Source organism: Mesorhizobium sp. M7A.F.Ca.CA.004.04.2.1, assembly GCF_004022825.1.
Classification (GTDB): domain Bacteria; phylum Pseudomonadota; class Alphaproteobacteria; order Rhizobiales; family Rhizobiaceae; genus Mesorhizobium.
Genome location: NZ_RZPH01000001.1, coordinates 14,303 through 38,122, shown reverse-complemented (window position 1 = coordinate 38,122; position 23,820 = coordinate 14,303). Strand labels below are relative to the sequence as shown.

Genomic DNA, 23,820 nt, shown 5'->3' with positions numbered 1-23,820 from the left:
CTCAAAGATGCTTTATCCGGATACCGTCGAAGCCGAAGTCCTCGTCCACAAACCCTGGTTCGTGGCTACGATGTTCGGCGTCGTTCTGCTTCTCTTCATGGCTTTCAACATGTCGAGCACCAGCTTTGCCGAACTGATGCGCCCCGTGATCGGCGAACCGTCGGTGAGTGGCTTCTACGGCCGCTTTGCCATTGCTTTCGCCATAGCGGTGATCTTCACCTTGAATGTCGTGTTGATCGGCTTCGCGCCGCTCAAGTTCCAGATCGGCATCGTATGGCTCGAACTGCTGCTCCTGTTTGTTGGCTTCTTCGAGACGTTCCATCTCAGCTTGCCCTTTATCAGAGAGAAACTGCCGTTCCTGATCAGCCAGGGCGTTGTCACCACGCTCTACGTCTCGGCGATTTCCATCGTCATCGCTTCGGTCATCGCGGTGGCGGGAGCGGTCGCCAAGCTCTCCAACAATGGCTTCGCCTACGCCATCGCCAGCTTCTACACCTCCTTCTTTCGCGGCCTGCCCCTGCTGATGCAGGTCTATCTGATCTATCTCGGGCTGCCGCAGCTCGGCTTTGTCATTGATGCGGTTCCGGCCGGCATCCTGGCGCTATCGCTCTGCTACGGCGCCTACATGACCGAGATCTTCCGCTCCGGCATCCAGAGCATCGATCGCGGCCAGTGGGAGGCGTCGCGCTCCATGGGCTTCGGCTTCACGCTGACCATGCGTCGCATCATCCTGCCGCAGGCATTGCCGGTCATCATTCCGCCAACGGGCAACCAGTTCATCTCGATGCTGAAGGATTCCTCGCTGGTCTCGGTCATCGGCGTGTGGGAGCTGATGTTCCTGGCGCGCACCCTCGGACAGAAGACCTTCCAGCACATGGAGATGCTGATCTCGGCAGCGATGATCTACTGGATGCTGTCGATCTGCCTCGAACTGGTCCAATCGCGGATCGAACGGCATTACCACAGGAGCAAGGTGCGATGAGCGCCCCCGCCATCATTGAAGCCAAGTCCGTTTCCAAATGGTATGGCCAATTCCAGGCGCTGAAGGACATCAACCTGATCGTCCACAAGGGCGAGCGGATCGTGATCTGCGGGCCCTCGGGTTCCGGCAAATCAACCCTCATCCGCTGCTTCAATCGCCTGGAGGCGCATCAAGAGGGCGACATTGTCGTCAACGGCGTTGCCTTACATGGCAAGATGACCAACGTTGCCGCCGTGCGTTCCAACGTCGGCATGGTCTTCCAGCACTTCAACCTGTTTCCGCACATGACGGTGCTGATGAACTGCATGGCCGGCCCAATGTGGGTGAAGGGCGTATCGGAAAAGCAGGCGCGCAAGACCGCGCTGAAGTTCCTCGAGCGGGTCCGCATTCCCGAACAGGCGAACAAGTTCCCCATCCAGCTGTCCGGCGGACAGCAGCAGCGCGTGGCGATTGCCCGCAGCCTGTGCATGGAACCGGCTGTCATGCTGTTCGATGAGCCGACCTCCGCACTCGATCCGGAAATGGTCTCCGAGGTGCTAGAGACGATGACGGGATTGGCTCGGGACGGCATGACCATGGTGTGTGTAACACATGAGATGGGTTTTGCTCGTGCGGTTGCCGACCGGGTGATCTTCATGGACGCTGGGCAGATCGTCGAGGAGGGCACGCCCGACGGGTTTTTCGGCCACCCTTGCCATGATCGAACCAAGTTGTTCCTCAGCCAGATACTAAAGCATTAAACTTCCAGAAAAAAATGCGTGGATGCGCTGGACGAACGGCCCGTGCCTTTCCTCGACCAGCAACGCGCCGGCTGCCGCGGTTTCACCACGCCATTTTTCCTGTCCGTTTCTTCCTTTGCGCGCTTCAACGATTTCTCGGCACGTTTGACGCACAACCTTGAACTGCCAAGTTCGAAATCCAGAATTTCAGCCATCGTTCCCCTTCCTATGCGGTTGCGGTCCCTTCGGCTGATAATTACGGCTGTTCTGTTTGGTTCCGGCCAATCGCGACCCGGCTCCAGATTTTACAGGAGCCAGGCCGATCTGGTCCTGCCGATTTAAATCTCTCCGGCAATGGGCTTGAGCGCATCTTCTGTCGCAGGCTCCAGCGGGGCGCGGCAACGTTCCGGAGCAAAGCGGCGCGCCGAAGGACGATCTGAAATCCGCCCCGGGACATATCCGCGATGCGATCGACCGCGCTTTCAAGCTTTCGCGCGATAGATAGGCGCGCCGATGATCATGGAAACCTTCGACCATGTTCACTCCGAGGAGGTTTCAAGTTGTTTGGGGAATGACATGTGCCGGCCAAGTGGCCTATCTCACGCATCGCCAGCACCTATGCGATTGCCAAGACGGCTGTGCCGGCGTGACGGTCCACGAACTCGAATAGCGATCCTGGGGACCGCTGGATGTCGCAAATTGCGCCGTTCGCAACGTCGCGGCGGAGGTAGGTCCGGTTTGAGTCGAAAGCTTCGGTTGCGGTCGAATGAGCAACCGCCCTATGTGCATGCGTCATGACCATCGGATCGATCTTTGAATGAGCAAATTAGCCACAAGGCGCGCATTGCTGCTCCTCAATCCAAAGGCGCGGCGCGGCCAAGAGCTGATCGCCCCGATTGTGGAGCGGCTGGAGCGCGGCCGGCTTTCTGTCGCTGTCGAAAAGTTCGAGGCGTTGCCGGAGATCGCTCGTGACATCGTTCGCTTACGCCAAACGGCCGACCTTGTGGTCGTGTGCGGTGGCGATGGTTCGGTGTCGGCGGCGGCGATGGCTGTAGTGGAAAGCAGCCTGCCGATGGGCATTATTCCTATGGGAACGGCTAATGACCTCGCTCGCACACTCGACATCCCTATGGATCTTCTGCAGGCCGCTGACGTGATCGCGCAGGGCCGACTCCGGCAGATCGATATCGGCACGGTCAATGGCAATGCCTTCTTCAACGTTGCGAGTATCGGACTCAGCACTGAACTGGCGAAGGGTCTGGATCCCACTTTGAAGAAGCGTTTCGGCAGGCTCGGCTATGCGCTGGCGGCGATGAAAGTGTTGACGCGGGCCACGCGGTTCCACGCGAAGATTGTTGAGAAAGGCACGTCGACCGACGTCGAAACCTACCAAATTGCGGTGGGAAACGGTCGTCATTACGGCGGCGGCAACGTGGTGGAAGAGACGGCCGAGATCGATGACGGACATCTCGATCTTTATAGCTTGGAAATGACGAACCTTTGGAAGCTGGCGCTGATGCTCCGCTCCTTCCGGTCTGGAAGGCATGGCGCCTGGCGAGAGGTGCGCACGGCTAGGTGCGTCGAGTTCGACATCGAGACGGAGAAGCCGATGCCGGTCAACACCGATGGTGAGATCGTCACCTCGACACCAGGCCATTTCAAGGTCCATCCAAAGGCGATCTCGGTCTTTGCGCCTCCGCCCGTGGGCATTCGACGTCGCACAGAAGGAGCATTCGGTGCGGACCTTTGATTTGTCGGGCGACCATCCCGGTGTCAAGGCTGCGCGATAGCTCGTCCGGCCGCCGAGGCACGCATGATATCGTGTTCTCGACGCGCTTCAAAGGTGCCTTCCCATCGCCGCTCGAATATTAGCAACCTCTTGACGACCGCCGACCGCGCTCCAGAATCTCTCAAATGGCGCGGGAACAGACTGGCATCGATTTTGGCCACGAGGTGAGGGTGGGCGGCGTCACCCGTCTGGAACTGCTCGACGACGATGAAGATGGCAAGGCCACGGTCGGCGGTTTGGTCACGGCCGAAGCTGGCCCCCATCAGGGCATGGGAACGCGCCCCGCCGGTGCTCGGCGATGAAAAAAGCCAGGACTGACAATCTCCTCACGGCCATCAAAAGCCCCGGCCATGCGCTGTCGATGAAGGATCCAGCGCATGTCGAGATTTTCCCCGACTACATAATCAACAAGCGCCACATGGTAGCGGCAGCGGTGGTGGCAGTCCCGCTCCTGTTCGGTTTCACTGGCCTTGCTATTCGTTATGCCGCTGTTGCTTCAACGTTGGCAGAACCAGGCTTCGAGTCTTATGCTCGTGCGCTCTGCCGATGGGATTGCCACTGGTATCTGGATATTTCCGAACGCGGCTACGAGCGCTTTCCCATCCCAAACCAAAGCAACGTCGGACGATGGGGCTTCTTTCCATTCTATCCGATGCTGGTAGCGGTGATCCGGGCGATTTTCCCCTTCGCCACGATACTGGTCGCGACGATCACTTCGATTGCATGCAGCTACGCCGCGTGTCTGGTGGCATGGCCGCTGTTGGAGAAGAACATGCGGGCCTATGTACTGTACTGCGCTTTTCTGCTTAGCGGCCCGTTCTCCTTCCACTTCACAACTTTCCTTTCCGAACCTCTTTTCGTGCTCCTGACCTCGATTGTCTTCCTGGCACTCAAACGCTCCAGCTATGCCGTCGCTGGCATCTCGTCAGCGCTCCTTTCGGCAACGAGGCTCGTTGGGGTCCTTGTCGTCTTTGCGACCGTCATTCAAATGTTCCAGCAGCATCGAGAACGGGGCGGCTCACCACTCTCCTTTCCGCGTTGGGTGCTCGGTCGACCGGATCTGCTCGTCGCTATCTTTATCTCGCCTGCCGGCTTGTTTGCCTACATCCTGTTTTTGTATGTCACTGTCGGTGACGGCTTTGCGTTTCTGCACGTCCAACGCGCCTTTGGACGAGTGGCTGGGAACCCGCTCCTGTTTCTATGGGACGGGCTCTCAGCATTTCCCAAGACCGGGTGGCTGCCCACGGCGCCGCAATGGAGTGCGCTCGCAGCGATCATCGGGCTGGCGCTATCAGTCGTGCTGGTGGCTCGCAAGCAATATGGCGCTGGGGTCTTCTGCGCGATCTGCATTCTCGTGCCATTGATAACGAATCTGGCCTCCATGGTCAGATACGTCATTGGGCTGGCGCCTCTGATAATGTTGATGGCCGTCCTGTTGTCGGCGTCGAAACTGATCTGGCTCGCCGCTTTGGTTCTCTTCCTGGTCGCCTGCTATTTCATGACGGCGGCATGGATTGGAGGCTACCTTGCTTTGGTCTGACACCCTCAATCCCCGTGGACGCGCCATCTCGCTTGGCGCTTACGCGCTCGCCGCGGTTCTGGCCGTGTCCGAACTCGCCATCCTTGCGCTGGCTCTCCATCCGACTGTCCACGCCGACTATCGTGCCTATTACATCGACCGCACGACGACATGCCTCAACCGCGATGCCATTGGCAGCTACTCACTCGGCCAGACAGTGTCCTTCCGGTCCGATGGCGCCAAACGGGCAGCCGGCATGAAAGTTTGTGGCTGGTCGGGGCCGGTAGCCGACGGCACGCATTCACTGGGCGAGACCTCGCGGCTTCGCCTGCAGATACCGCCGCTTCGCGACGGTCTCAAGGCAACGCTACAAATGGCCGCTGTCATTCGTCCGCCACAGACGACGCAGAGGGTAATAATCTCGGTGCATGGCGTGTCCGTGCATAAGGTCACACTGTCGGGCAAGCAACCGATGACCGTCTCGTTCGTCATTCCGCATGCAGCTTTTTCGAACGCCAGCACGTTCGAAATGACCTTTGACTATCTCGACGGGATCCCGCCCAGCCAGGCCGCCAGCGACATTTACAAGCGCTCCATCAAATTGGTGTCGTTTCGACTGGACGCCATTTAGAGCATTATTGCCTCTGGCGGGAGCGATTGCCGTGCCGACCGGGAATGCGTCCGGCAAAAACCCACCGGTCAAGCACGAAGAAATTGATGCCGGGGACAAGCAAGCACGTAATCAGCACGGGAATGATGAGCGGCAAGCCCAGCTTTACCGTCAGCAACGCCGGCGCCCCATAGGCAATGGCCAAGCCTGTTGCCCCCAGCAGGAGAAAACGCGGAGCTTCAGTTCGATGCGATCGGCCCGACACGAACGTCAGGGATTTGTGAGCCAGATACGAAAACAGGGTGGCTGCGGCATATGCCCCAAGCGAGGCATGGATGGGCGTTAAACCGAGCCACTCCGATTTGGAAAAAGCAGCAACCAAAGCGGCATACAGAAGTGTGGCAGCGATGCCGACCAGGCCGAAGCGTGCCAGTAGCTTCAGGGAGTCGTCGCCGGCAGGCCGATGCTCATGCATGCGCACTACACGCATACTGTGCCCCCAGCGGCAGGGGGGCGAGCGCGCGTTCGACTTTTCGGGCCAAGGACCTGCCCGACGGCAGCAGCAGGAAGTGCTCGGATCGGATGTTGCTGAAGCCTGCTTCTTGAAGGAGGGACGCTGTTTTGGCTGCGCTGAGCAGCACCGCGTCATGGTCGAAGGGACACCGGAACACAGCCAGACGCGTCAGCGGGTTATAGGGATTGTGCTCGATGATGCAGGCGACACCGCCCGGGCGCACGACGCGCCGCATCTCGCGCATGAACCCGAGCCAGGAAGCTGGCGGTACATGATGGACGACGCAGCTGGCGAAGGCCAGATCAAAGACCCCATTGTCGTATGGCAGGTTCAGGCTGGTGCAGGCCCTGTATGTGACGCTCGGATTTTCCTGCCTCGCACGCAGGATCGATTCCTGCGAGATGTCACAGCCGTCCAGGCACTCGAAGGCGCCTTTGAGATAGGGATGGAGCACACCTACGCCGCAGCCGACATCAAGCACCCGTACTTCCGAGCCGGCATGACGAAGCCCCCGCTCGATCACAACGCGTCGCAGCAACTCGGCCTTCGCCATGAGAAAGAAGTCGTGCTTAAGCCCTGAAAAGCGGATCGATCCCTGGACCGTCTCACCATAATTGAATCTATAGCTGTCGAAGGGTTCGGACATTGGCCGGGACTCCAATCCGGGATTTTCGAGGCGAGCGGCGGCTCTTGCCCGGGACGGCAGACATCGGCCGGTCGAAGCCGGTGAGGCGATCGATCACGTAAAGCGGGCGCCGTTTTACTTCGGCGTGGATGCTGCCGACATACAATCCGACCACGCCGGTCATGAAGAGGTTGATGCCGCACAGGAGCGACACGATCATCACGGTGGATGTCCAGCCGGCAACAATGCCGGTTTCAAAGGCCCAGGCGTAGATGGCGTAGGCACCAAAGGCTACGGCCAGCGCAGAAATGGCCAAGCCACCCCAGAGCGCCAGGCGCAGCGGCTGCTCCGAGAAACTGACGATGGCGTGCACAGCAAGATGCACCATCTTCCAGAATGGGTATTTGGTCTGGCCATGGGCTCGTGCCGGGCGCTCGAAAGACACCGACGCCTGCTTGAACCCCATCCAGCCAAACATGCCCCTGACGAAGCGATCCTGTTCGGGCATCTGCCTGAAAGTTCTCAGCGCTTTCGGACCGACCAACCGGAAATCTCCAACGTCGCGCGGAATGTCAACGGTCGTCATCCTTTCCAGCAAGCGATAGAAGAGACTTGCCGTGAAGCGCTTGAACCAGGATTCGCCCTCGCGTTTAACGCGCCGGGCATAGACAATTTCGAAACCTTCCTTCCACTTCGCCACCAGATCGAGAACCACCTCGGGTGGGTCTTGGAGATCGGCATCCATGACGATGACGGCATCCCCCTGGGCGGCGTCCATACCGGCTGTGATTGCTATCTGGTGCCCAAAATTGCGGGAAAGCTCGATCAGCCGAAAACGAGGCTCGGCGGCGACCACACGCCGAAGGTAAGTGACGCTGCCATCGCGGCTTCCGTCATCGACGAAAATAGCCTCTGTCTCACCGTCCAGCTGGTGGATTAGCAACCTGATCCGCTCGATCAGACGAGGCAGCACTTGTTCCTCGTTGTATATCGGCAGAACCAGCGAGTAGCGCAGCGACACGTTCGCTCTCATCCCGGCACTTTGGATTACAGAGGCCTCCATGCCGATCAAATGAAACGCCAGCCTCAAAGTTCCATAAGGCATTACTAATTTAATTTGTTGTTGTAGGCGGGTGGCGAGCTGTTCGTTCTGAACGGCTTCGGTCTGATTTGGCATGGGATATCGTTTCGCGCGCCGGCGGAGCAATGCGCTGTTTCGCAATCATTGTCGGGCAAGTGGCCGCCTTACCAGCTCTTGTCAGCGCGTCGGCGCGCGATAATTTTTGAGGGGAAGGGACTTCGACCAAAGGAGCCGACGATGGAACACCAAACTTTAAGCCAACTGCAGACAATTGCAGAAGTAGAACCCCTGTCGACATACCCGATCATGACCCGGCAACAGCGCATTGAGCGCTGGGCAGAATTGCTGGAACAACATCCCGAGCGACGCCTGACAGCGCTTACCGGCACTGAGCATCTGAAGCGGGAAGCTCGCGACGCAGCGCGCGGTGAGGGCTCGCCAATTACAGTGGCCTTCGAGGACCCGCTACTGCGTGCGTTAGGCCTGAAGGATGACACCTATGGGGCAGCAAAGCGCTTCTTCGAACTGTCTGACGGGGAGTTGCACGACATCGTCTGCAGTTGCCATGTCGGAACCACGTTCAGAGGGCAGTGGGCTGCCGCCAGAGTCCGCCGGTCAATCGGAGGGAACAGGTTTCTTAAGTGGCTTAGAGAGAGAATGTGGCACTGAGGTCGCCAAGGACGGCGATTGAAGCTCGTTTCAAGCGAGGTGGATGAACGATTGGGGCGCCAGTGGAGCGCCGTGTTGACGACGGGGGTCGGCGCCGTCCCACGGCTGTGCAGACGGGTGGGGCGCTCCTCGGTCCCAGTTTACTCGCGGTGCGTTCCAGCATGGCTGCAATACTCCAGGGGCAGGATTCTGGAATCCTGTTTGCGGCTAGCATCACCACGTGAAGACATCGATCGTTCGCCATCTGCTGCGCTAACCTCAATCTCGGCGGCGCCTGGCCTGTATGGCAGCAAAGGTGACTGGGCGAAAATCCCAGGCGTCGACGCCGACGTCGTGCTGGCGCGTCATTGGCTTCAGCCGGCCATGAGAATGGCCGTGCAGGTTTATCGATTTCTTGCCGATCTTGTTCCAGGTGCGGAACGGGTAGTGGCAAAGAACCAAGAAACTGCCCTCGACAGTTAGCTCCTTGTAGTGTTGCACGCTAGCCCAAGCCGAAGCGCGGAGCGTTACCATGCCGTCGTTGTTGCCGATGATCAGGTGTTTGGTGCCGTGGAGGCAGGACAGCAGCGAAGACACTGTCTCGGCCGATCCCTTGGCGAAGTCGCCGAGGTGCCAAACCTCGTCATTTGGAGCAACAGTCTCGTTCCAAAGTTCAGTCAGTGCCTGGTCGTGCGCCACCAATGAACTGAAGGGGCGGGGGTCGAGCCGCAGAATGCGGGGATCGTTGAAATGCGTGTCGGAGGTGAAGAAGATCATGCGCCGCCGCTGGCTGAGATGAGCGCTCGACGATCGCTTTTAAGTTCGGTTGCCGGAGCGGCTTTTGGGTCCATCATCGATCCTGATTTGGGCTTCCCTGAGCATCTTGAGTGCCTCTTCCTTGGTGAGGCCGCACTTGCGCGCAAAGTAGAGAGCTTCGATCGCCTTTTCACGATCTGTGGCTTCTGTGTGCTGTTTAAGCTTTTCACATCGTTCTCTATCACCTTTTGATGCCACCGAACCATCACGGTGCCGGGTTGTTCCCATCCATCGGATCTGCTGACCTGCGGAGCGCCGCTGCCTGATGTCGCCGATAAACGAGATCCCGAGACCTGTAGCAGGCATCAGCTTGGTCGTTTCTATGTGGCCCGTCTGGGAGGCACTGTCGGAGCTCTAAAGTTGCCGAACGCTTTGCGGCGGTTGCTTTTGGCTACGAGCGGGCGCGGCAGGCATCTACTGCCGAAGGCGGCTCGAGCTCGCGGAGGAACCATGCATCGCGCTTTTTGAATCGCAGTCTGAAGACCCAACCGCGATCACCTGGTGCGCCCGACGGTAGGACAGCGAGAAGCCTTGCCTCTGCCTTTGCAAGGTTGCCATGGCGATCCGGAACCTCGAGGCATGTGGAGAGTTGTCCAGCAGCCCAGCGGAGATCCAAGGGCGCCATCAGATGCCAATCCCGGCGTCGCCGCGCAGCCGAAACGCTCTAGCAAGCCGGCAACTCCATCACCGGCACGGCACAAGGCCTCCGGAGCAGGATTATCTATCGACGGGCTCCCAATGGTATGAAGGACAATGGCCCATGAACGTCGCCAACCTGCAATTGGAAGGTTTGCTTATGGCGGTCGCGGCCGTCAATAACGCCTTGGTCCGCAGAGGCCTTCTCTCGGTCGATGATATCGACACGGCGTTGAAAAACGCGGAAGCCTCCTTCACGGTTGATGAGCGCCTCTTCGAGGATATGTCGCCGGCTAACCGCGACGCAGTGTGTTTCCCTTTGCGGCTTTTGCGGCTGGCTAACACCGAGCAGTTCGAAGCGAGTGTGCCACCGTTTTCCGAGCTGGCCAGGCAGGTGGGGATCACCAAGGAGCCTAATAACGACCAGATGTGAGGGAGGAAGGTCGACCTGCGCGGGTGGCCTCGAAAGACGTGATGAACGATGACCCTGTAGATTCGCTCGCCAACGCAATTCGGCATCGCAGCGCAATTCTGTTTGTTGGGGCAGGGGTTTCGATCAGCGTTGGATTACCCTCCTGGGAGAAGCTGATAGAGCGAATGGCAAAGGAGCTCGGCGTCGACGACGAATTTTCCACGCGACGCGATCGTTTTCAAACCCTGGCCGAGTACTATCGCATCAAGCATGGCAGCATCGGGCCACTTCGCAGTTGGATGGACAGAAACTGGTCCGTCCCCAAGGACCGGATCGAGAAATCCGAGTTGCATCGTCTCATCGTGAGGCTCGACTTCCCTGTCATCTACACAACTAACTATGATCGGAATCTGGAACTGGCTTATGAGATATACGGTCGGGACTACGTGAAAGTGGCCAATGCACGCGATGTGGCGCAGGCCCGCCAAGGCATTACCCACATCGTCAAGTTCCATGGTGATTTCGACGAGGATTCGTCCCTCGTCCTCACCGAAACGGACTACCTCGATCGTCTCTCCTTCAATTCTCCGCTGGACGTGCGTTTTCGCTCGGATGCGCTCGGCAGCACGATCCTCTTCATTGGCTATAGCCTTTCCGACCCAAACATTCGGTTGCTGCTGCACCGTCTCTGGCAGACGTGGCATCGGTCCGGCTATGAGAAAGATCGCCCGCCCTCGTTCATCTTCATGACCAGCCGAAACCCTGTGGAGGAGGCCGTGCTTGGACGTTGGGGCATTTCGGTCGTGGTCGGCGAAATCGACGAGCCGCAAGCTGCTTTGGTGGACTTCCTCAGCCGGCTGGCGGAGATGGTTGGGGATGGGGAACTGTCGCCAAAAAGTGGGCGATAGCAACATCCGTATGATGGGCAGTTCGGCGGGCTCTCAAGGAGCGGCACATGGCAGAGAATTCCGTCCGGAATTTCAAGTTCAATTGGCCTCAAGGATACTATCGCGGCACGGAGAGCTAATCGGAAAACTTACTCACGCACTGCCTACTTTGAAGTGCCTTTCAGCGGTAACGGCTTACCTCGATGCGCCTTGCGCCGAGCTTCGGCGCAAGGCGCGAGCTTGTTTAGCGATACGCTACCGGCTGATCAACGCTTGGCGTTTTCACTCTCCGAGTCGGCCCGCGCCAGGAACTGCTCGGTTGTCGTTGGAATATGGCTTTTCAACCAGTCCGCCATTGCGACTTCCTCACGCAGGTTCTCTTCGCAGACCTGGGCGACCTCTGCTTCACGCAGCGATTTGGCAGCGGCGATAAGGATTGTGTAGGAGGCGATTTCCATGTGCTCGAACGTGTAGCTTGCAAGCGATCCTTTCATCACTTCGTCACCGGCGAAGACACCGCTGAGCGACTGCGCCATTGCCGTCAGCTTGCCGCCGGCATCCTTCAGTGTGGAAGATCCTTGTCCGATGCGGTCGAGACAGGTTTCCAGCCGAGCAGCCTGCTGCCTGGTCTCCTGGACGTGCTGGCGAATCCGTTCGCTGAGCTCAGGATAGTTCTCAATTCGGTTCAACTGCCCATTCAACATGGTCTCGGCCTGCTCTTCCATGGCGTGAGCATCCCTGAGCCATTGGACAAGCCATTCGCGCGATTCTGACATTTCATATCTCCGTCATGGGTCGGCCAGAACTTTCAAAGGGAGATATTGTTCCTCATCGGTTGAACCGCGGAGTCAGCCTGTATCGCGAGCCTTGCTGGTCGGCGCTGCAATCAGGCTCTTGGCACCAGGAGAGAATATCGCGGTGCGGGCACTGCCGCTGTGTCTCAGCTGGCAAACGCATTTCTGCAGAAATGACCGGACCTGCTGCCTGTCGCGGGTTCGGCGACGGATGGATCTCTGTTTCGCGTCGGCTCGTATTCTGATGCCCGCGCTGCCATGTAGGGCTATGCTGTATCTCTCCCGAGCGGCTTGGCATTTTACGGTTCACTTGCGAAATCTACCCGTAGCTGATGCGCTCCAGGGTCGAGGCATGTTCACCTGCGGAGATCTTATCGCACGAAGGGATCGCAATGGAACGTCAGGGCATTTCGGAGGTTGGTAAGGAAGTTTCGCAGCTAAGGAAACGAGCCATGACTTCTTCAGACAATTCTTCAGCTGGCATATCACCACGCCCCGAAAAATCGGACAGCCGGACCTCGTCTAAGCCGGCGACACCGTCACCGGCCGCAGAGAAAGTCTCCGGAGCAGGCCCTGCGATGGCCGAGCATTCGAAAGACGCCAAGGCGCCCAGAGGCGGTCGTCAGCCTGGGGCATATGTCAAGGATTAGACGGCCGAGCTGTTGAGTTTCGGCTGCCCGCTACAGTCGAAGGAGGTTCCTATGCAGATGATGGGAATTTTCGTCAGCCGAGACCAGGCTTCGATCGTGGAATTTCGAGCGATCGTCTGACGAGTTGTCGCCGCGCAGACGAATTATCGGGATCATCAGCCAAGCCCACCATGAGCATACCCCATGGGAAAGTGAAGGCGTGGCGGAACCGCCGCGCTTAATCCGGCGGAGGAGTTATCCGGTGAACGCGACCAAAGAGTTTTTTGAAACCTGGCTGCAGGAGAATGTCGGCACTCTTGCTGGCAAAGAGGATGTGAGCTTCGCCGTGCTGGCCCAGCAATTCGAGCAGGACGCCGAAGCGGCCGGTTATGGTCGCGAGGTGCGTGAGGACGAGCTCGGAAACATTGAACATGCGATCGAGCAAGCGCTAAAGAACGCCCGAAGTGACGTGCAGGGTGGCGCCGATGGCCAACCCAGCGATGCGACAGCCCTCATGGATGCGCTGGAGGTCGAAGATGCCAAAAGTGGGCCGTAGGCTTTACCAGATTAGCTCTATTCGTTTGTCGAAGTTGCCGGGGTAGTCCTATGGAGCAGTTTCGCAAGGACATGGCCGCCTTGGCAGAGCCAGCTTTCTGGGTGACGATAGGCTTGCTTCTGGTTCCGTATGCGCTTGGAACCGTGCTCCTCGTTTTGACCTGCGGCTGCCTGTAGGTTGACTGCAGAGACCCCCGGTAGTGGTTCAACGACCCTAGGGCCGAATTCTATGCAATACCGAGCTTATAACGTTTCCGTGGGGTCCCTTGCTCCAGCAAAGTGTGAACGATCGCGTCGCGAGAAAAGTTCATCGTCGACACCAGGCTCTTTGCGAGAGGGGAGAAGGCCGCCGTTCATGTTCAGGCGCCGACGCTATCTGTGCTCTCATAGTTCCAGCTACGGCCCCCTATCACAGTGCTCCGATCACACTTAGCATCCGCGCGTTCCTTACATCGAAAATAGCCCTGCAGCTTGCGAGTTGCCTTGGAACACTTGTGTCATATCGAAGTTCGGCCCCCTAGGAGAACCAAGATGGCCATGACACAAGCTGCCAACGACAACCAGCCGGGCGAGAAACCGGAACATGCAACCGAAACGTCACTCAAAGCGGCAATAGACCAGTTTAGGGCGGGACGCAGGTGCAAAATGGCACTACGGGCGACAAGAATCGGGGCGAGGCACTGAGATGCCGCGGATCAATCATGACGGTCGCAACGAGAATACCACATCCGCTGCAGCACTCATTATCGACAAGGAACGTGCTGAGCGCGCCGCCAAGACGGCGCGGTTGAAGGAGGCTCGCCTCGCACAAGCCATCACGCCCGGTCCCAGCCAACGCAAGCCGCGTGTCACCAAAAAGGTTCGCAGGATTTTTGTTGCTGGCTAGGAGGTGTCCGTGACTCGCAATCACGACAAGGAAAGATACGACCGCGCCAAACGTATCAGCCAAGAGATGCTGGACGCTGAACGAGCCGAACGCGCCGAGAAGACGGCGCGGCTGAGACAAGCAAGGCTTGCACAGCATCCGGTGAAATCACCGCCGGCGCAGCCGCGAATGCATCGCAAACCCATCCCGGCTCTCAAAAAGAGAAGCCGTAAGGTGATTGAATTCTTTTAGGCTCTCTCGCTCGCCTGCAGCACCATGCAGGAACACCGTCCGGACTTAACAGGCCTGGCGGCAGGGGCTTTCACGACTTGCTCCAGCTCGATCCGTACACATGCTGCCCTTTGTTGGTTCATCCCCCTGCAGTTGGTGAATCCGGCGCCATGTTCGAACTTGCATAAGTTAATGACCTCTTCCCAGAAACGAGTCATGCATGGGCTCGCCGCCCAGCATCTGCGGCCTTGATTTAAGTCGAGTCAAAGGGGCGTACATGACCTACGACACCGCCAGTGATCAACCTATCTATCCTGAAGGGTTGAGATTGCTGGAATCGGTCCTCAAGAAGCTTTGCGGGGAAGCAGAGATTCAACTGATCTCTTACAACGCCGAGCAGATTGCGGCCGAGCTCATAAAATTATTCCAGAGTGGCATGAAAGACGAAACGGTTCTGCTGGTCGTCATGCGGGCGCGGCTGCGAAAAAGGCCGGTCTTGGCGGTCGGCTAGTCTCTCTCACCGTCATTCCACGATCCACGGCTCAGCGTTCGATGGCGACTTGGCGAGCGTCTTAAGCGTACGATGCCGCGCGATCTCGCGGAGACTTCTGCATCTCTGGAACCTCGCCATCGTTAGAGCTGCGAGCGTAGCCTGCTGGCAAAGTAGTCGGTGACCTTTTCGCTTAGTGGACGCGCTTGCCATTCTTCCAGACTGACTGGCCTTGATCGTTTCAGGTCCTCGTTGAAGATGTCTATTTGCGTTCGCGCGAATTCCATGCCGTAGACGTTCAGGGTGGCCTCGTCATTGAGGCGCAGGGAACGCTCATCCAAATTGGCCGAGCCAACGCTCACCCAGACCTCATCGACGATCAAGAGCTTCGGGTGGTACATTGTGGGTTGAAACTCAAAAATGCGCACACCGGCTTTGAGCAATTCGCCCCAGAAATAACGTGAACCCTTTCGCACTATGGGCACATCCGTCAGCCAATTGGGAACGATGACATCGACCGAGACGCCTCGCTTCCTTGCATCAAGAATCTGCTGCAGGGCTATGTCGTCGGGCACGAAGTAGGCCATGCCGATGCGCAGATGATCCTTGGCCGCGGCTATTGCTGCCAACATCATCAACTCCATGTTCTCCGAGCCGTTTGGCTGCGAAGAAAGTATCAACTGGGCATCGATCCCACCAGCGGGCGCAACTGCAGGGTAGAACTTCCCGCCCTGCAATGTCTCGCCGGTCGTCTCAAGCCAGTTTTCCGCGAACGCCGCTTGGAATGCGGACACGGCGGGTCCTTCGATCCGGTAGTGCGTGTCGCGCCATTCATTCGAGTTGCGTGCGTTCCCGCGCCAATTATCGGCAATGCCGACGCCGCCAGTGAATGCTATCCGGCCATCGACGATCAGCAGTTTGCGATGGGTTCGGTTGTTTACTCGGTCCAACGTATACCAGCGTAAAGGCCGATAGCGTTCGAATCTCACACCGGCAGTGGTCATGATGTGGATCAAGTCCTCGTCGAAGGGAAGGCTGCCAACCCAGTCGACGTTCACACGGACTTCCACGCCTTCGCTGGCCTTCGCCGCCAATGCGATCGCGAACTCGTAGCCGATGGCTCCTGACCAATAAATATATGTTTCCATGTCGACGCTGGATCGAGCCGCCCCGATTGCTTGCAGCATTGACGGAAATATTTCGTCTCCGTTGATGAGAGTTTGGACCGCATTGGAATCGAACATCTGCCCTTGCGAATAGCTGCTCATCGTCTTGGAAAATTGGGGATCCGTAGCGTCGAAACGATGGGGAACGATTGATCGTAGAACGCGCGGCTCTGGAGTAAGATTTATGATCAACACCGTGAGCAGGCTGGTCATGGTGGCGATGGCCAGATAGATGAGCACCTTTCGCCAAAGCTCAATGCCGGAGGTCTTCTTGCGGGCGCCTGACGCCACGGAACCGAGAGGCTGCACGTCAATCGCCCCGCTGCTGGCGATGGCGATGCTTTTCGATCTCCTCGGGCTCTTCATCATCGATCCGCGTGATGTTTGAAGCCGCGTGATCTGACCGCAGAATCTCGTCAAGCTTGGCGTGGATCGCTTGAGTGTCGCGGTGCTCCGCGCGCTGGATGAACAGCGTCATCGCCCAAGTAAACAATGTTGCGGCTCCGTGCCAATCCAAGCTCTGTCGCTCGAAGATCATCCAAAGGATGGCGTAAGCCAACAAGACCAGGAATGCAGCGGGACGGGAGGTCAATGTGCCAATTGAGGTAAGCACGCTTGTGACCGAATGATTTGCCATTCCAAAGAACTCGCGGCAGTGCCCCTGGTTCCCACGAGGCATCATACCGCCCCGCCGTGATTCAACAAAAGGTACAGTTGAGCAGCGCGCGTTTTCCAGGTGTCCTGCATCGACCTTCACATGTCATGGTCTCGCAGCGAGCACGGTCTCGATTTGGATAGTCTCGCAGCGGTGGGTTCAGCAATTCGCTCATATCGGAGACGTGGCGATTCGGATTCGGCCGCTTCGGCCCCAGCGATTGCTGGCGAGAAAAAGGCAAGCAGTCGCTTGGTAAGTTCCGCTGCACGTTGTTCCCCATCAATCGCGCCGGTTACGAGTTGGTGGACGTTTTGCTGTTCTGAGCTTGCGCCGCACAAGGACCGAGCCGCCGATGATGACGGCTGGCATATTGTTGCGCGATGCCATGGTGAGCTGTCCGACACCATCTCCTGTGTCCGACGCGGGTGCTCTTCTGCTTCCTTCGGCAACTTCGTCTATGTCACGTTGTTCAGCATGAGTGTCAGCAGCATGAACGATCTCGTGAGTTGCCCCATTTTGCCCGCGGTTTGGTCGGACTAAATAATGCGGCCAGTCGCGAAGAGTTATAGGCGTTGGAGTATAGGGCTTCGCCATCAACATCCTTGCGCGAAGGTTAAGCGATGAATGGGCCATATGGCGATTTTCATGCATGAACACCGGCCGAGTGCATCATAGTTTAATGACAATTGGTGGGCTGCCCCGCATAAAGCCGTGGTCAGCGGCTGTGTAACGGGTTTCGCTGCTTGGGAGCGACGATCGCACTCTCGCCCATTCGGAGGAGCCTGATGCTTAATCGAACCATCCGCATGCACACGGACGCTCTCTACCCCAGTGACCTGAACATCCTTCGCGCGGCATTTGACGCGCTGTGCCAGGAATTTGCTATTTTGCCTGACACGGCGGCCGCCTATGCCGTGGCCAGAGAGCTGATCAGGCTATTCCAAACAGGAATGACCGAAGCGGCCACGCTGATGATTGCCGTGCGAGCACGTTGGCGGGACGATTGGGAGATGGCAGGCAGCAACGCTGCCTGACGGTAGATGGTGATGCGCACACCACCCGCTGCATCCTTTTCGACACCGCCGCGTTGACCATCAAACCTGCCAGAAATGGCCGATCCGCTGGCACGTGACTGGAGCAACCGATGCCGAAATTTCGCTTCGAGTTTATCGAAGGCATGTCGCAGCCAGCAATCTTTGCCGATATGGCTGATCGAGACGAGGCTATCAGAGAGGCCAAGCGCGCTGCCAAGGAGGCCATGCTCGACGGAATTGTCGATGGCGTGGACCCGACCAGTTGGGTGACGAAGGTTTATGATGAGGCAGGCTATCTCGTCGCTACTCTCGGATTCCAGGATCTGGTCGCCGCGCCCAAGGATACGGAAGAGCTCAAGGAAACAGAGGAGCCTGGCGTCTTGCGATCGGGTTGAAGCCTGATTTCTACGCTGTTGCCATCGAGTCAGATGTCCCGAGACCGCCCTTTGAACATCGCACGAACGAAATCGTTCGCCGTTAACGCGCCGCACTATGCACAACAGCCACGTCAGCCGACCGACCGCCGAGACCGAAGATGTCCTGATCGTTGGAGGCGGGCCGGCGGGATTGACCGCCGCTCAATATCTTGCGCGTTTTCGCCATCGCGTGCTGGTGATCGATGCCGGCGATCCTCGTGCCGCCTTGATCCCAACGAGCCATAACTGTCCTGGCTTTCCCGAAGGGATAAGTGGAGCCGATATTCTGGATCGCCTTCGACGTCACGCCACCTTGTATGGAGCCACTCTGGTTGAGGGGCAGGTCTACTCCCTCGCCCCTGCCTATCGGGGGTTCGTCGCTGAGACCTCGATCGGCGCAATCCGGACACGCAAGGTGTTTATGGCGACAGGGATCACCGACACGACACCTGTCATTCCGCGTCTACGCGAAGCAATTGCCGCAGGTGTGGTTCGACTCTGCCCTGTATGCGACGGGTATGAGGCGATCGACCAGAAGATTGCGGTCGTCGGGCACGACGAGAGAGCCTTTAAAGAGGCTATTTTCCTCAGTCGGTTTACACCACTTATAACGGTGCTTGGAAGCGACGCATCCGACTTTTCGCCCAGCACTCGTCGTGCCGCGAGGGCAAGAGGCATAGTCATCGGTGACGCTCTCGACACACTCTGCCCGACAGCAGACGGTTGCGAGGCGATTTTGAAAGATGGGACGTCATCCCGCTTCGATGCCATTTATCTGGCACTGGGGTGCAAGGTACATTCTCAACTCGCCGAGGTGGTAGGCGCAAGATGTTGTGAAGAGGGCTATGTCACAGTCGACGAGCATCAGCAGACTTCCATCCAAGGCATGTACGCCATTGGTGACGTTGTCAAAGCGTTGAACCAGATAGCCGTCGCTTTTGGACAGGCTGCCATTGCCGCGTCGCATGCCCATAGAGAGCTTGAGAGCGCCGAGCGGACTGGATTTGCGGATCAGCCTTCTCAACGAACATGAAGACCACGCGGCTGATCGAGCTCTTGGCTGCCTTGATGGCGCGTGCCAACATCTCGACGGCCGACAAGGAGTTGCCGTAACTGGCCGAGAATGTCGATCCCGAAAGGTCATGATACTCCCACCGACAGTTTACAGCCGCGGAACATTCCCTGCGGTAAGAGGTTTGGCTGCAGGCCTACAATCCTTTCTCATTGTCTGGGCCTCGAGGCTGTCGATGCAGCTTCGGCCCGTCTCGGCTTTGTCTGGGGCGGGCTTTCGTGGCTCTGGCAACTCGGCGCGCCAAGCCATTCTTTCTGTCCAAGATCATAACTGCCATTCTCAACTTTAAACGCACAGCAAGCCCAGAAATTCCCGTCAAGGAAGAGGCTTTCCGGATATGGTTGAAGGAGATCACACGTAGACCGGTAAAAGGCCGTTGCTGGCTCGGGCTGGGCCTTTTTGTTTAGTGTCCGAAAAACGCGCGGAACATTCTTTCTTGTCTAGCGTTAGCGCGCGCCGGACGACCCGTTCTGCGATCTCTTGCTGGCCGGCGTCAGAGGCTGCAACCACAGCTTCAGCCCGCCTCGGCCCCCTCTAGAGACGGTGGCGCACGGGAGCTGAGATGCGATGCATAGAGACGCCTTCACCCCATCAGAACTTGCCCTGCTCAGTCGCGTCTTTGCACGCAGCAAAATTAAAAACGAAACCGCAACAGAGGGAACGGCGCGCATCACGCATTCTGGCTTACTACCAGGCGGGAATCACGGATGAGGATGAGCTGGAACAGCTTTCTCGCCAACCGCTGGGAAGGTGACGACTAGTCTTCCTTCTTCAGAGCTTCCGCCTCGTCTTTGAGCTTCGGCCAATCGGCTCCATGCTTGCGAAGCAGCGTTCGGGCCTGCTCGGGGTCAATTTCCGTGACCTCGACAAGATGTTCGACCTCAAGCTCCTGGCCTTTCGCAACCCGGCTTGCTTCATTCGCTTTTCTTTGCACGTCGACACCCACCCACTGCTGAGACAACATGAACGAGCGCTGAGAATGCGCGTTCCAGAACTTCATACAAAAATACGCGACACCGATAAAAAATCGGTTGGATGGGCCATGTATGAGACTGTGAATTGCCGATTTCTTCGTGTGGGAGAACCCGAACTTGTTCGTCGGTCGAAATGGCGGCGTCTTCGGGCGATAGTCCGATCACGCGGCGTTCCTCGCCGCTCATGCCATTCGATGTGCCGGCACTCGGCAGCATTCTGACGTAGCAAGTCAGGCACGTTATCTCATCAACTTGATCTGAAGCGAGATGCTCAGCCGCAGAATCCTGTCGCCGTTTTCGTTCCGCACTTCAACAAATACTTGCTGCCCGTCCACCTCGGTAAGCACATCTCTCGTAAGGTCGATAAGGCCCTCGAAGCCCGCGCGGCGCACCTCCTCCAGACCGGCACATTCGATGCCGATTTCGTCCTCGATGACCACATCGTGATCGCCACTATCAAAGAAAAATCGTGCCATCCGAGAGCTTCCGTCACCACTAAGCTGCGGGGGTCCTTTGGTGCAGGTAGGTCGTGTCGAAATCACCTGCACGAGTGAGGCCGGGCCAATCAAGAGCATGCACTCTTGACCCCGTCGTGGCGATGAGGCCCCTACGTCGAAGTTCCTGAAGCATTCGGTTGACGTGGACTGTAGACAAGCCCAATGCATCGCCAAGTGCTGCCTGGGTAATCGGAAGATCCGCGACGTGATCCTGAATGCGTCCAACCGAGCGCAAGCGAAAGATCAGTTCGCACAAGATGTGAGCCATGCGCGTGTATGCCTCGCGTCTTCCCACATTCGTTACCCATTCTCTGTAAATCGCTGCATCGATCAGCGTCGACCGCCAAAAAGCCGTCGCGATTCGAGGATGCTGTTCGCAAATGGTGCGAAGAGCGTCATGTCGCATGAAGCCGAGTCTGGCTGCTGTCAGGGTCGTAAAATTGCAATCCATGACCGACAGATGCAGTCCGTGCAGATCGGGAATATCTCCAGCCACAAAGAAGGATGTAATCTGCCGTTTGCCATCGCCGGTAAGTTTGGTTGAACCGAGCAGGCCATCCAAAACCACGAACGAATTGACAGGGCGGTCACCCTCACGCACCAGGTCGTAGTTGGCCAAAAAATCCTTCTCCTGAATCTGGATGCCTTTCAAAACCTCGATATCGCCCTCTCGGAGATCCGAGATGCTCTGGAGCTTGCGAATAAGGACATCCAAGGATGAGGTGGGTGACAAATTGGCTACCTAGCTGATGTTGATTATCGAACTTGCATTCGCTTCAAAAGTTCCGAGTAGCCGTAAAGAGGCGCCGGACTGATGGTCGGCAGTTGGGAACTCAAGACGCGAACGCACCCAGGACCTTGGCCGGGACCTCAGTGCCCAGCGCCAGAGGGTTGAGGCCCCGTTCGGTTGCTCGCTTGGGGTGCGGCAACGCTCCCGACGTGAATATGCCGCACCCTTAAGGGAGCCGCCCGAGCCGCGCATTAACCTATGACATAGGCTGGGTTCGAATTTTTGACGTCACATCAGGGGCTCCAGCTCCGTTGAGCCCGCCAGAATTCCGCACAAGCCACAAGAAAGAAAGCGGCAGGCGAGAAAGGGGTGATAATCCCTTAGCCATCTCGCGTTTGGCTTGCGATTGACACGCACCCAAACCGAGGCAACGCGGTATGTGATTATGCGGTAGCCGAAGGGAGATAGCGAATGAAGAAGACCTATCAGGAGGCTCATTTTGACAAGCGTGAGCGACTGTCGGCGGTGAGGGCTTCGCCCAGCTCATCGCCCCTCAGCTCGGGGCCGACTGACTAAAGGCGGCACTAATTGGTACTACAAAAGGAAGCTTGTTGGGGCCGGCCCTTCTCCAAGTTGCCTGTCTCTCAAGGCCCCTGCCTCCCGGTAGCGGGCTTTTGCATTGCTGGTTCCCCGGAAGAGCCGGGAAGTCCGCCACATTGCGTGGAACATGCCGTATCGCGGGGAACATTTTAGCAAACTGTAAATTCAACGGTCTTCTGGTAGGAGGCCAATGTGTCCCGGCGAAGCGTCGACAAAGACCGATTGGAGCGCGCAGACCGTGAGGCAAAGATTGCTAACGCGGCCGAGAGAGAGGCGCGAGATACAAAAACTGCGCGACTTCGAGAACAACGCTTTGCTGCCGAAGCCAAGGCTTCGCAATCATTCAAGAAAGGTCGATCCAAGGCCTAGGTCGCTTACCCGCTGACGCTCGCCCCGACGCGCGCAAGTGGTGCGGGCCCGTCCAAACGTGAGGTGCGTGCGATTGCGAATTTTTCTTGGAACCGTCTTTTCGCAGCGAAGTTCGGTACCGAAGGGACATTCCAATATGGAGTTGATCATGAAACAGGTTCTTTTGGCTTCAGCCATTATGGTACTGTCAACTGGCCTCGCTGTTGCGCAATCGACCACCACGACCACAGGCGGATCGTCGACCTCGACGACCCAGACAATGCCGAGCACTACGACCGATCAGGGAACGGATTCGACCACCACGAGTGGAACGAACTCTAACTCGAACTCCGCCAAGGACTGCGCTCCAGGTCAACAAACTGGCAGCGCCAAGCAGGCCGCGCCAGGTCAACAGGATACCGATGCTAACTCGGCTGCTCCTGGCCAGATGAAAAAGACCACGGAAGGCTGCTGACGTGTCTTGGAACTGTTGCCCTGTTCCAGATTGATGCAAAGGGGTCGACTCTCAGGGTGTAGCCGCTCTCGAACGCCCGTCGTGCTAGGTCGGCACGGGGGGTCGATACCAGACCAAGGTCTTGTCGTTTCGCGGCGAGTCGCCCGCGAGGTGTGCCGTGTTGGTTCACCCCAGGTGGCACCTGCTTTGCACCGCCCGCGACAGCAGGGGAAACCAACACCCCAGCGAGTCCCATTATCCCAGGGACGGCCCGCCGCTGCCGCTAATGGGACGGCGGGCTTTTTTCTTATTCCATGAAACGAAAGGTCATTCCGTAAGTTGGCTTCCCAAGGAGGAACCAATGAAAAAGGATGGCGACGGCCGTGTGAAGAAGGGCAATGAGCAATTGCTTGCCCGACGTTTGTCTGAAGAAGTCGGCATTTCGGAGCCGGATGCGCGCGGTCTGATCAAGCTTATCGGCACGGATTGGAATTCGCTGCTTCGTGAAGCCCGATTTTTGAAAGAGCGGCATTAGAATGCTCCTGCCTGTCGTGACTAAATTATTATTCAATCGACTCTCGCCAATATGAGCGTAGTCTACTCTCATCGGCGGTAGTTTCAGGGCACCGCCGGCTGTGAGCGAAGAACATGCTTCCGCCCCAACGGAGGAAGCCATGACCGCTCCCGCTACCATCGGCGTTGCAAATCCCGAAGAACTCGCCCTCCTACAGCAGGTGTTTCAGCGGGCCTGCAAAGAGCGTGCGCTAGCAGAAGGCAGCGTCGAGGCCGAGGCACTGAGCGCCCGTCTGATGTGGCTGTTCCAGCACTCCGGAGCCTACTTCGATGAAGCTACTTTCGAAGAGATGCTGCGGGGTGAAGGCTGATGAGCCGCGCACCTTATCTGGACCGCCTGGATGATCTTATTCGCCAGCACAAGGAGCTTTCTGCGCAAGGGGAGATCCTGCGGGCGGAATGTCGACTGAGTTGCTATGTCTTGGAGGAATCGGCCGATGACCTACGGGGAATAGTTGGCAGGGCTTGGGACGCCAGAGTAGCACGGCTTCGCCGTGAT

At 57.7% G+C, this 23,820-nt stretch carries 32 protein-coding genes; 19 read left to right on the top strand and 13 right to left on the bottom strand.

What is annotated here, in order from left to right; translation table 11 throughout:
• Positions 1 to 7: 7 nt before the first annotated feature.
• Positions 8 to 982, top strand: a complete 975-nt coding sequence (locus EN893_RS00250; protein ID WP_127266450.1) for an amino acid ABC transporter permease — start codon at positions 8 to 10, stop codon at positions 980 to 982.
• A complete protein-coding gene (locus EN893_RS00245) occupies positions 979 to 1,722 on the top strand; it encodes an amino acid ABC transporter ATP-binding protein (RefSeq protein WP_127266451.1) in 744 nt (247 codons plus the stop codon). Before EN893_RS00250 ends, EN893_RS00245 begins: the two co-directional genes overlap by 4 nt.
• On the opposite strand, the gene EN893_RS38555 is transcribed toward EN893_RS00245, so the two are convergent.
• Positions 1,719 to 1,916 carry a hypothetical protein gene (locus EN893_RS38555; protein WP_127266452.1) on the bottom strand — a complete coding sequence of 66 codons (198 nt, stop codon included), beginning with the start codon at positions 1,914 to 1,916 and terminating at the stop codon, positions 1,719 to 1,721. The two genes, EN893_RS00245 and EN893_RS38555, sit on opposite strands and share 4 nt — an antisense overlap.
• Before the next feature lie 602 nt (positions 1,917 to 2,518).
• Between EN893_RS38555 and EN893_RS00235 the strand changes: the two genes are divergently transcribed.
• The 4 genes from EN893_RS00235 to EN893_RS00220 all read left to right on the top strand — a co-directional run bounded on the left by EN893_RS00235 (position 2,519) and on the right by EN893_RS00220 (position 5,640).
• Complete coding sequence (locus EN893_RS00235) at positions 2,519 to 3,451, top strand: lipid kinase (protein ID WP_127266453.1); 933 nt, start codon at positions 2,519 to 2,521, stop codon at positions 3,449 to 3,451.
• Between the two features lie 164 nt (positions 3,452 to 3,615).
• Complete coding sequence (locus EN893_RS00230; RefSeq protein ID WP_127270404.1) at positions 3,616 to 3,792, top strand: hypothetical protein; 177 nt, start codon at positions 3,616 to 3,618, stop codon at positions 3,790 to 3,792.
• Positions 3,789 to 5,030 carry a hypothetical protein gene (locus EN893_RS00225; RefSeq protein ID WP_127266455.1) on the top strand — a complete coding sequence of 414 codons (1,242 nt, stop codon included), beginning with the start codon at positions 3,789 to 3,791 and terminating at the stop codon, positions 5,028 to 5,030. Before EN893_RS00230 ends, EN893_RS00225 begins: the two co-directional genes overlap by 4 nt.
• Entirely contained in the window at positions 5,017 to 5,640 is a 624-nt protein-coding gene (locus EN893_RS00220) for a hypothetical protein (protein ID WP_127266456.1), read from the top strand. Before EN893_RS00225 ends, EN893_RS00220 begins: the two co-directional genes overlap by 14 nt.
• Positions 5,641 to 5,644: 4 nt before the next feature.
• Here EN893_RS00220 and EN893_RS00215 read toward each other — a convergent pair whose 3' ends face one another.
• The 3 genes from EN893_RS00215 to EN893_RS00205 are packed head-to-tail and all read right to left on the bottom strand — an operon-like array spanning position 5,645 to position 7,791.
• The gene (locus tag EN893_RS00215) at positions 5,645 to 6,109 is read right to left on the bottom strand and encodes a GtrA family protein (RefSeq protein ID WP_127266457.1); all 465 of its coding nucleotides are present in this window, start codon (positions 6,107 to 6,109) and stop codon (positions 5,645 to 5,647) included.
• A complete protein-coding gene (locus EN893_RS00210) occupies positions 6,087 to 6,779 on the bottom strand; it encodes a class I SAM-dependent methyltransferase (protein ID WP_127266458.1) in 693 nt (230 codons plus the stop codon). The genes EN893_RS00215 and EN893_RS00210 overlap by 23 nt, the downstream gene beginning before the upstream one ends.
• Positions 6,754 to 7,791, bottom strand: a complete 1,038-nt coding sequence (locus tag EN893_RS00205) for a glycosyltransferase family 2 protein (protein WP_127372400.1) — start codon at positions 7,789 to 7,791, stop codon at positions 6,754 to 6,756. The genes EN893_RS00210 and EN893_RS00205 overlap by 26 nt, the downstream gene beginning before the upstream one ends.
• 285 nt (positions 7,792 to 8,076) lie before the next feature.
• On the opposite strand from EN893_RS00205, the gene EN893_RS00200 reads away from it, so the two are divergent.
• Entirely contained in the window at positions 8,077 to 8,508 is a 432-nt protein-coding gene (locus tag EN893_RS00200) for a hypothetical protein (protein WP_127266459.1), read from the top strand.
• Positions 8,509 to 8,766: 258 nt separating this feature from the next.
• Here EN893_RS00200 and EN893_RS00195 read toward each other — a convergent pair whose 3' ends face one another.
• Together EN893_RS00195 and EN893_RS00190 are read right to left on the bottom strand one after the other, a co-directional pair.
• On the bottom strand, positions 8,767 to 9,264 hold the full coding sequence (locus EN893_RS00195; protein ID WP_127266460.1) for a metallophosphoesterase family protein: 498 nt from the start codon (positions 9,262 to 9,264) through the stop codon (positions 8,767 to 8,769).
• A 39-nt stretch (positions 9,265 to 9,303) separates the two neighbouring features.
• Entirely contained in the window at positions 9,304 to 9,609 is a 306-nt protein-coding gene (locus EN893_RS00190; RefSeq protein WP_236383244.1) for a hypothetical protein, read from the bottom strand.
• A 454-nt stretch (positions 9,610 to 10,063) separates the two neighbouring features.
• On the opposite strand from EN893_RS00190, the gene EN893_RS00185 reads away from it, so the two are divergent.
• On the top strand, positions 10,064 to 10,372 hold the full coding sequence (locus EN893_RS00185; RefSeq protein WP_127266462.1) for a hypothetical protein: 309 nt from the start codon (positions 10,064 to 10,066) through the stop codon (positions 10,370 to 10,372).
• Between the two features lie 41 nt (positions 10,373 to 10,413).
• Positions 10,414 to 11,259, top strand: a complete 846-nt coding sequence (locus tag EN893_RS00180) for an SIR2 family protein (protein ID WP_127266463.1) — start codon at positions 10,414 to 10,416, stop codon at positions 11,257 to 11,259.
• Between the two features lie 245 nt (positions 11,260 to 11,504).
• Here the strand turns inward: EN893_RS00180 and EN893_RS00175 are convergent, their stop codons facing one another.
• The gene (locus tag EN893_RS00175) at positions 11,505 to 12,014 is read right to left on the bottom strand and encodes a DUF892 family protein (RefSeq protein WP_127266464.1); all 510 of its coding nucleotides are present in this window, start codon (positions 12,012 to 12,014) and stop codon (positions 11,505 to 11,507) included.
• Between the two features lie 909 nt (positions 12,015 to 12,923).
• Between EN893_RS00175 and EN893_RS00165 the strand changes: the two genes are divergently transcribed.
• The 4 genes from EN893_RS00165 (at position 12,924) to EN893_RS00145 (ending at position 14,823) form a co-directional block, all read left to right on the top strand.
• Positions 12,924 to 13,217, top strand: coding sequence for a DUF768 domain-containing protein (locus tag EN893_RS00165; RefSeq protein ID WP_127266465.1), 294 nt, complete (start codon positions 12,924 to 12,926; stop codon positions 13,215 to 13,217).
• A gap of 684 nt (positions 13,218 to 13,901) precedes the next feature.
• Positions 13,902 to 14,102: a hypothetical protein gene (locus EN893_RS00155; RefSeq protein ID WP_127266466.1), complete on the top strand. Its 201-nt coding sequence runs from the start codon at positions 13,902 to 13,904 to the stop codon at positions 14,100 to 14,102.
• 9 nt (positions 14,103 to 14,111) lie between these two features.
• On the top strand, positions 14,112 to 14,333 hold the full coding sequence (locus EN893_RS00150) for a hypothetical protein (RefSeq protein WP_127266467.1): 222 nt from the start codon (positions 14,112 to 14,114) through the stop codon (positions 14,331 to 14,333).
• A gap of 256 nt (positions 14,334 to 14,589) precedes the next feature.
• Complete coding sequence (locus tag EN893_RS00145; protein WP_127266468.1) at positions 14,590 to 14,823, top strand: hypothetical protein; 234 nt, start codon at positions 14,590 to 14,592, stop codon at positions 14,821 to 14,823.
• Positions 14,824 to 14,945: 122 nt separating this feature from the next.
• On the opposite strand, the gene EN893_RS00140 is transcribed toward EN893_RS00145, so the two are convergent.
• From EN893_RS00140 to EN893_RS38895, 3 genes are all read right to left on the bottom strand, one after another.
• Positions 14,946 to 16,337, bottom strand: coding sequence for a phospholipase D-like domain-containing protein (locus EN893_RS00140; RefSeq protein WP_236383246.1), 1,392 nt, complete (start codon positions 16,335 to 16,337; stop codon positions 14,946 to 14,948).
• Positions 16,279 to 16,605 carry a low affinity iron permease family protein gene (locus EN893_RS00135; RefSeq protein ID WP_127266486.1) on the bottom strand — a complete coding sequence of 109 codons (327 nt, stop codon included), beginning with the start codon at positions 16,603 to 16,605 and terminating at the stop codon, positions 16,279 to 16,281. Before EN893_RS00135 ends, EN893_RS00140 begins: the two co-directional genes overlap by 59 nt.
• A 297-nt stretch (positions 16,606 to 16,902) precedes the next feature.
• Entirely contained in the window at positions 16,903 to 17,217 is a 315-nt protein-coding gene (locus tag EN893_RS38895) for a hypothetical protein (protein WP_245456750.1), read from the bottom strand.
• A 191-nt stretch (positions 17,218 to 17,408) separates the two neighbouring features.
• On the opposite strand from EN893_RS38895, the gene EN893_RS00125 reads away from it, so the two are divergent.
• The 3 genes from EN893_RS00125 to EN893_RS00115 all read left to right on the top strand — a co-directional run bounded on the left by EN893_RS00125 (position 17,409) and on the right by EN893_RS00115 (position 19,106).
• Complete coding sequence (locus EN893_RS00125; protein ID WP_127266469.1) at positions 17,409 to 17,657, top strand: hypothetical protein; 249 nt, start codon at positions 17,409 to 17,411, stop codon at positions 17,655 to 17,657.
• Between the two features lie 110 nt (positions 17,658 to 17,767).
• Positions 17,768 to 18,052, top strand: a complete 285-nt coding sequence (locus EN893_RS00120; protein WP_127266470.1) for a hypothetical protein — start codon at positions 17,768 to 17,770, stop codon at positions 18,050 to 18,052.
• Between the two features lie 97 nt (positions 18,053 to 18,149).
• On the top strand, positions 18,150 to 19,106 hold the full coding sequence (locus tag EN893_RS00115; protein WP_127266471.1) for an NAD(P)/FAD-dependent oxidoreductase: 957 nt from the start codon (positions 18,150 to 18,152) through the stop codon (positions 19,104 to 19,106).
• 796 nt (positions 19,107 to 19,902) lie between these two features.
• On the opposite strand, the gene EN893_RS00105 is transcribed toward EN893_RS00115, so the two are convergent.
• The 3 genes from EN893_RS00105 to EN893_RS00095 form a co-directional block, all read right to left on the bottom strand.
• Complete coding sequence (locus EN893_RS00105; protein WP_164748697.1) at positions 19,903 to 20,145, bottom strand: hypothetical protein; 243 nt, start codon at positions 20,143 to 20,145, stop codon at positions 19,903 to 19,905.
• Between the two features lie 213 nt (positions 20,146 to 20,358).
• Entirely contained in the window at positions 20,359 to 20,595 is a 237-nt protein-coding gene (locus EN893_RS00100) for a hypothetical protein (RefSeq protein ID WP_127266472.1), read from the bottom strand.
• Positions 20,596 to 20,614: 19 nt separating this feature from the next.
• Positions 20,615 to 21,349: a Crp/Fnr family transcriptional regulator gene (locus EN893_RS00095; RefSeq protein WP_127266473.1), complete on the bottom strand. Its 735-nt coding sequence runs from the start codon at positions 21,347 to 21,349 to the stop codon at positions 20,615 to 20,617.
• A 1,114-nt stretch (positions 21,350 to 22,463) separates the two neighbouring features.
• Here EN893_RS00095 and EN893_RS00090 point away from each other — a divergent pair.
• The 3 genes from EN893_RS00090 to EN893_RS00080 all read left to right on the top strand — a co-directional run bounded on the left by EN893_RS00090 (position 22,464) and on the right by EN893_RS00080 (position 23,632).
• Complete coding sequence (locus EN893_RS00090; RefSeq protein ID WP_127266474.1) at positions 22,464 to 22,769, top strand: hypothetical protein; 306 nt, start codon at positions 22,464 to 22,466, stop codon at positions 22,767 to 22,769.
• A gap of 340 nt (positions 22,770 to 23,109) precedes the next feature.
• Positions 23,110 to 23,283: a hypothetical protein gene (locus EN893_RS00085; protein ID WP_127266475.1), complete on the top strand. Its 174-nt coding sequence runs from the start codon at positions 23,110 to 23,112 to the stop codon at positions 23,281 to 23,283.
• 139 nt (positions 23,284 to 23,422) lie between these two features.
• On the top strand, positions 23,423 to 23,632 hold the full coding sequence (locus EN893_RS00080; RefSeq protein ID WP_127266476.1) for a hypothetical protein: 210 nt from the start codon (positions 23,423 to 23,425) through the stop codon (positions 23,630 to 23,632).
• Positions 23,633 to 23,820: the final 188 nt, after the last annotated feature.

Coding starts and splice junctions, on each gene's coding strand:
- EN893_RS00180 (WP_127266463.1), top strand. CDS start 10,414: ATGAACGATGACCCTGTAGATTCGCTCGCCAACGCAATTCGGCATCGC.
- EN893_RS00200 (WP_127266459.1), top strand. CDS start 8,077: ATGGAACACCAAACTTTAAGCCAACTGCAGACAATTGCAGAAGTAGAA.
- EN893_RS00225 (WP_127266455.1), top strand. CDS start 3,789: ATGAAAAAAGCCAGGACTGACAATCTCCTCACGGCCATCAAAAGCCCC.
- EN893_RS38555 (WP_127266452.1), bottom strand. CDS start 1,916: ATGGCTGAAATTCTGGATTTCGAACTTGGCAGTTCAAGGTTGTGCGTC.
- EN893_RS00195 (WP_127266460.1), bottom strand. CDS start 9,264: ATGATCTTCTTCACCTCCGACACGCATTTCAACGATCCCCGCATTCTG.
- EN893_RS00210 (WP_127266458.1), bottom strand. CDS start 6,779: ATGTCCGAACCCTTCGACAGCTATAGATTCAATTATGGTGAGACGGTC.
- EN893_RS00120 (WP_127266470.1), top strand. CDS start 17,768: ATGCCGAAATTTCGCTTCGAGTTTATCGAAGGCATGTCGCAGCCAGCA.
- EN893_RS00190 (WP_236383244.1), bottom strand. CDS start 9,609: ATGCCTGCTACAGGTCTCGGGATCTCGTTTATCGGCGACATCAGGCAG.
- EN893_RS00100 (WP_127266472.1), bottom strand. CDS start 20,595: ATGGCACGATTTTTCTTTGATAGTGGCGATCACGATGTGGTCATCGAG.
- EN893_RS00125 (WP_127266469.1), top strand. CDS start 17,409: ATGCTTAATCGAACCATCCGCATGCACACGGACGCTCTCTACCCCAGT.
- EN893_RS00140 (WP_236383246.1), bottom strand. CDS start 16,337: ATGATGAAGAGCCCGAGGAGATCGAAAAGCATCGCCATCGCCAGCAGC.
- EN893_RS00230 (WP_127270404.1), top strand. CDS start 3,616: ATGGCGCGGGAACAGACTGGCATCGATTTTGGCCACGAGGTGAGGGTG.
- EN893_RS00155 (WP_127266466.1), top strand. CDS start 13,902: ATGCCGCGGATCAATCATGACGGTCGCAACGAGAATACCACATCCGCT.
- EN893_RS00145 (WP_127266468.1), top strand. CDS start 14,590: ATGACCTACGACACCGCCAGTGATCAACCTATCTATCCTGAAGGGTTG.
- EN893_RS00245 (WP_127266451.1), top strand. CDS start 979: ATGAGCGCCCCCGCCATCATTGAAGCCAAGTCCGTTTCCAAATGGTAT.
- EN893_RS00135 (WP_127266486.1), bottom strand. CDS start 16,605: ATGGCAAATCATTCGGTCACAAGCGTGCTTACCTCAATTGGCACATTG.
- EN893_RS38895 (WP_245456750.1), bottom strand. CDS start 17,217: ATGGCGAAGCCCTATACTCCAACGCCTATAACTCTTCGCGACTGGCCG.
- EN893_RS00205 (WP_127372400.1), bottom strand. CDS start 7,791: ATGAGAGCGAACGTGTCGCTGCGCTACTCGCTGGTTCTGCCGATATAC.
- EN893_RS00215 (WP_127266457.1), bottom strand. CDS start 6,109: ATGCGTGTAGTGCGCATGCATGAGCATCGGCCTGCCGGCGACGACTCC.
- EN893_RS00080 (WP_127266476.1), top strand. CDS start 23,423: ATGACCGCTCCCGCTACCATCGGCGTTGCAAATCCCGAAGAACTCGCC.
- EN893_RS00175 (WP_127266464.1), bottom strand. CDS start 12,014: ATGTCAGAATCGCGCGAATGGCTTGTCCAATGGCTCAGGGATGCTCAC.
- EN893_RS00115 (WP_127266471.1), top strand. CDS start 18,150: ATGCACAACAGCCACGTCAGCCGACCGACCGCCGAGACCGAAGATGTC.
- EN893_RS00185 (WP_127266462.1), top strand. CDS start 10,064: ATGAACGTCGCCAACCTGCAATTGGAAGGTTTGCTTATGGCGGTCGCG.
- EN893_RS00105 (WP_164748697.1), bottom strand. CDS start 20,145: ATGAAGTTCTGGAACGCGCATTCTCAGCGCTCGTTCATGTTGTCTCAG.
- EN893_RS00085 (WP_127266475.1), top strand. CDS start 23,110: ATGAAAAAGGATGGCGACGGCCGTGTGAAGAAGGGCAATGAGCAATTG.
- EN893_RS00090 (WP_127266474.1), top strand. CDS start 22,464: ATGAAACAGGTTCTTTTGGCTTCAGCCATTATGGTACTGTCAACTGGC.
- EN893_RS00235 (WP_127266453.1), top strand. CDS start 2,519: ATGAGCAAATTAGCCACAAGGCGCGCATTGCTGCTCCTCAATCCAAAG.
- EN893_RS00250 (WP_127266450.1), top strand. CDS start 8: ATGCTTTATCCGGATACCGTCGAAGCCGAAGTCCTCGTCCACAAACCC.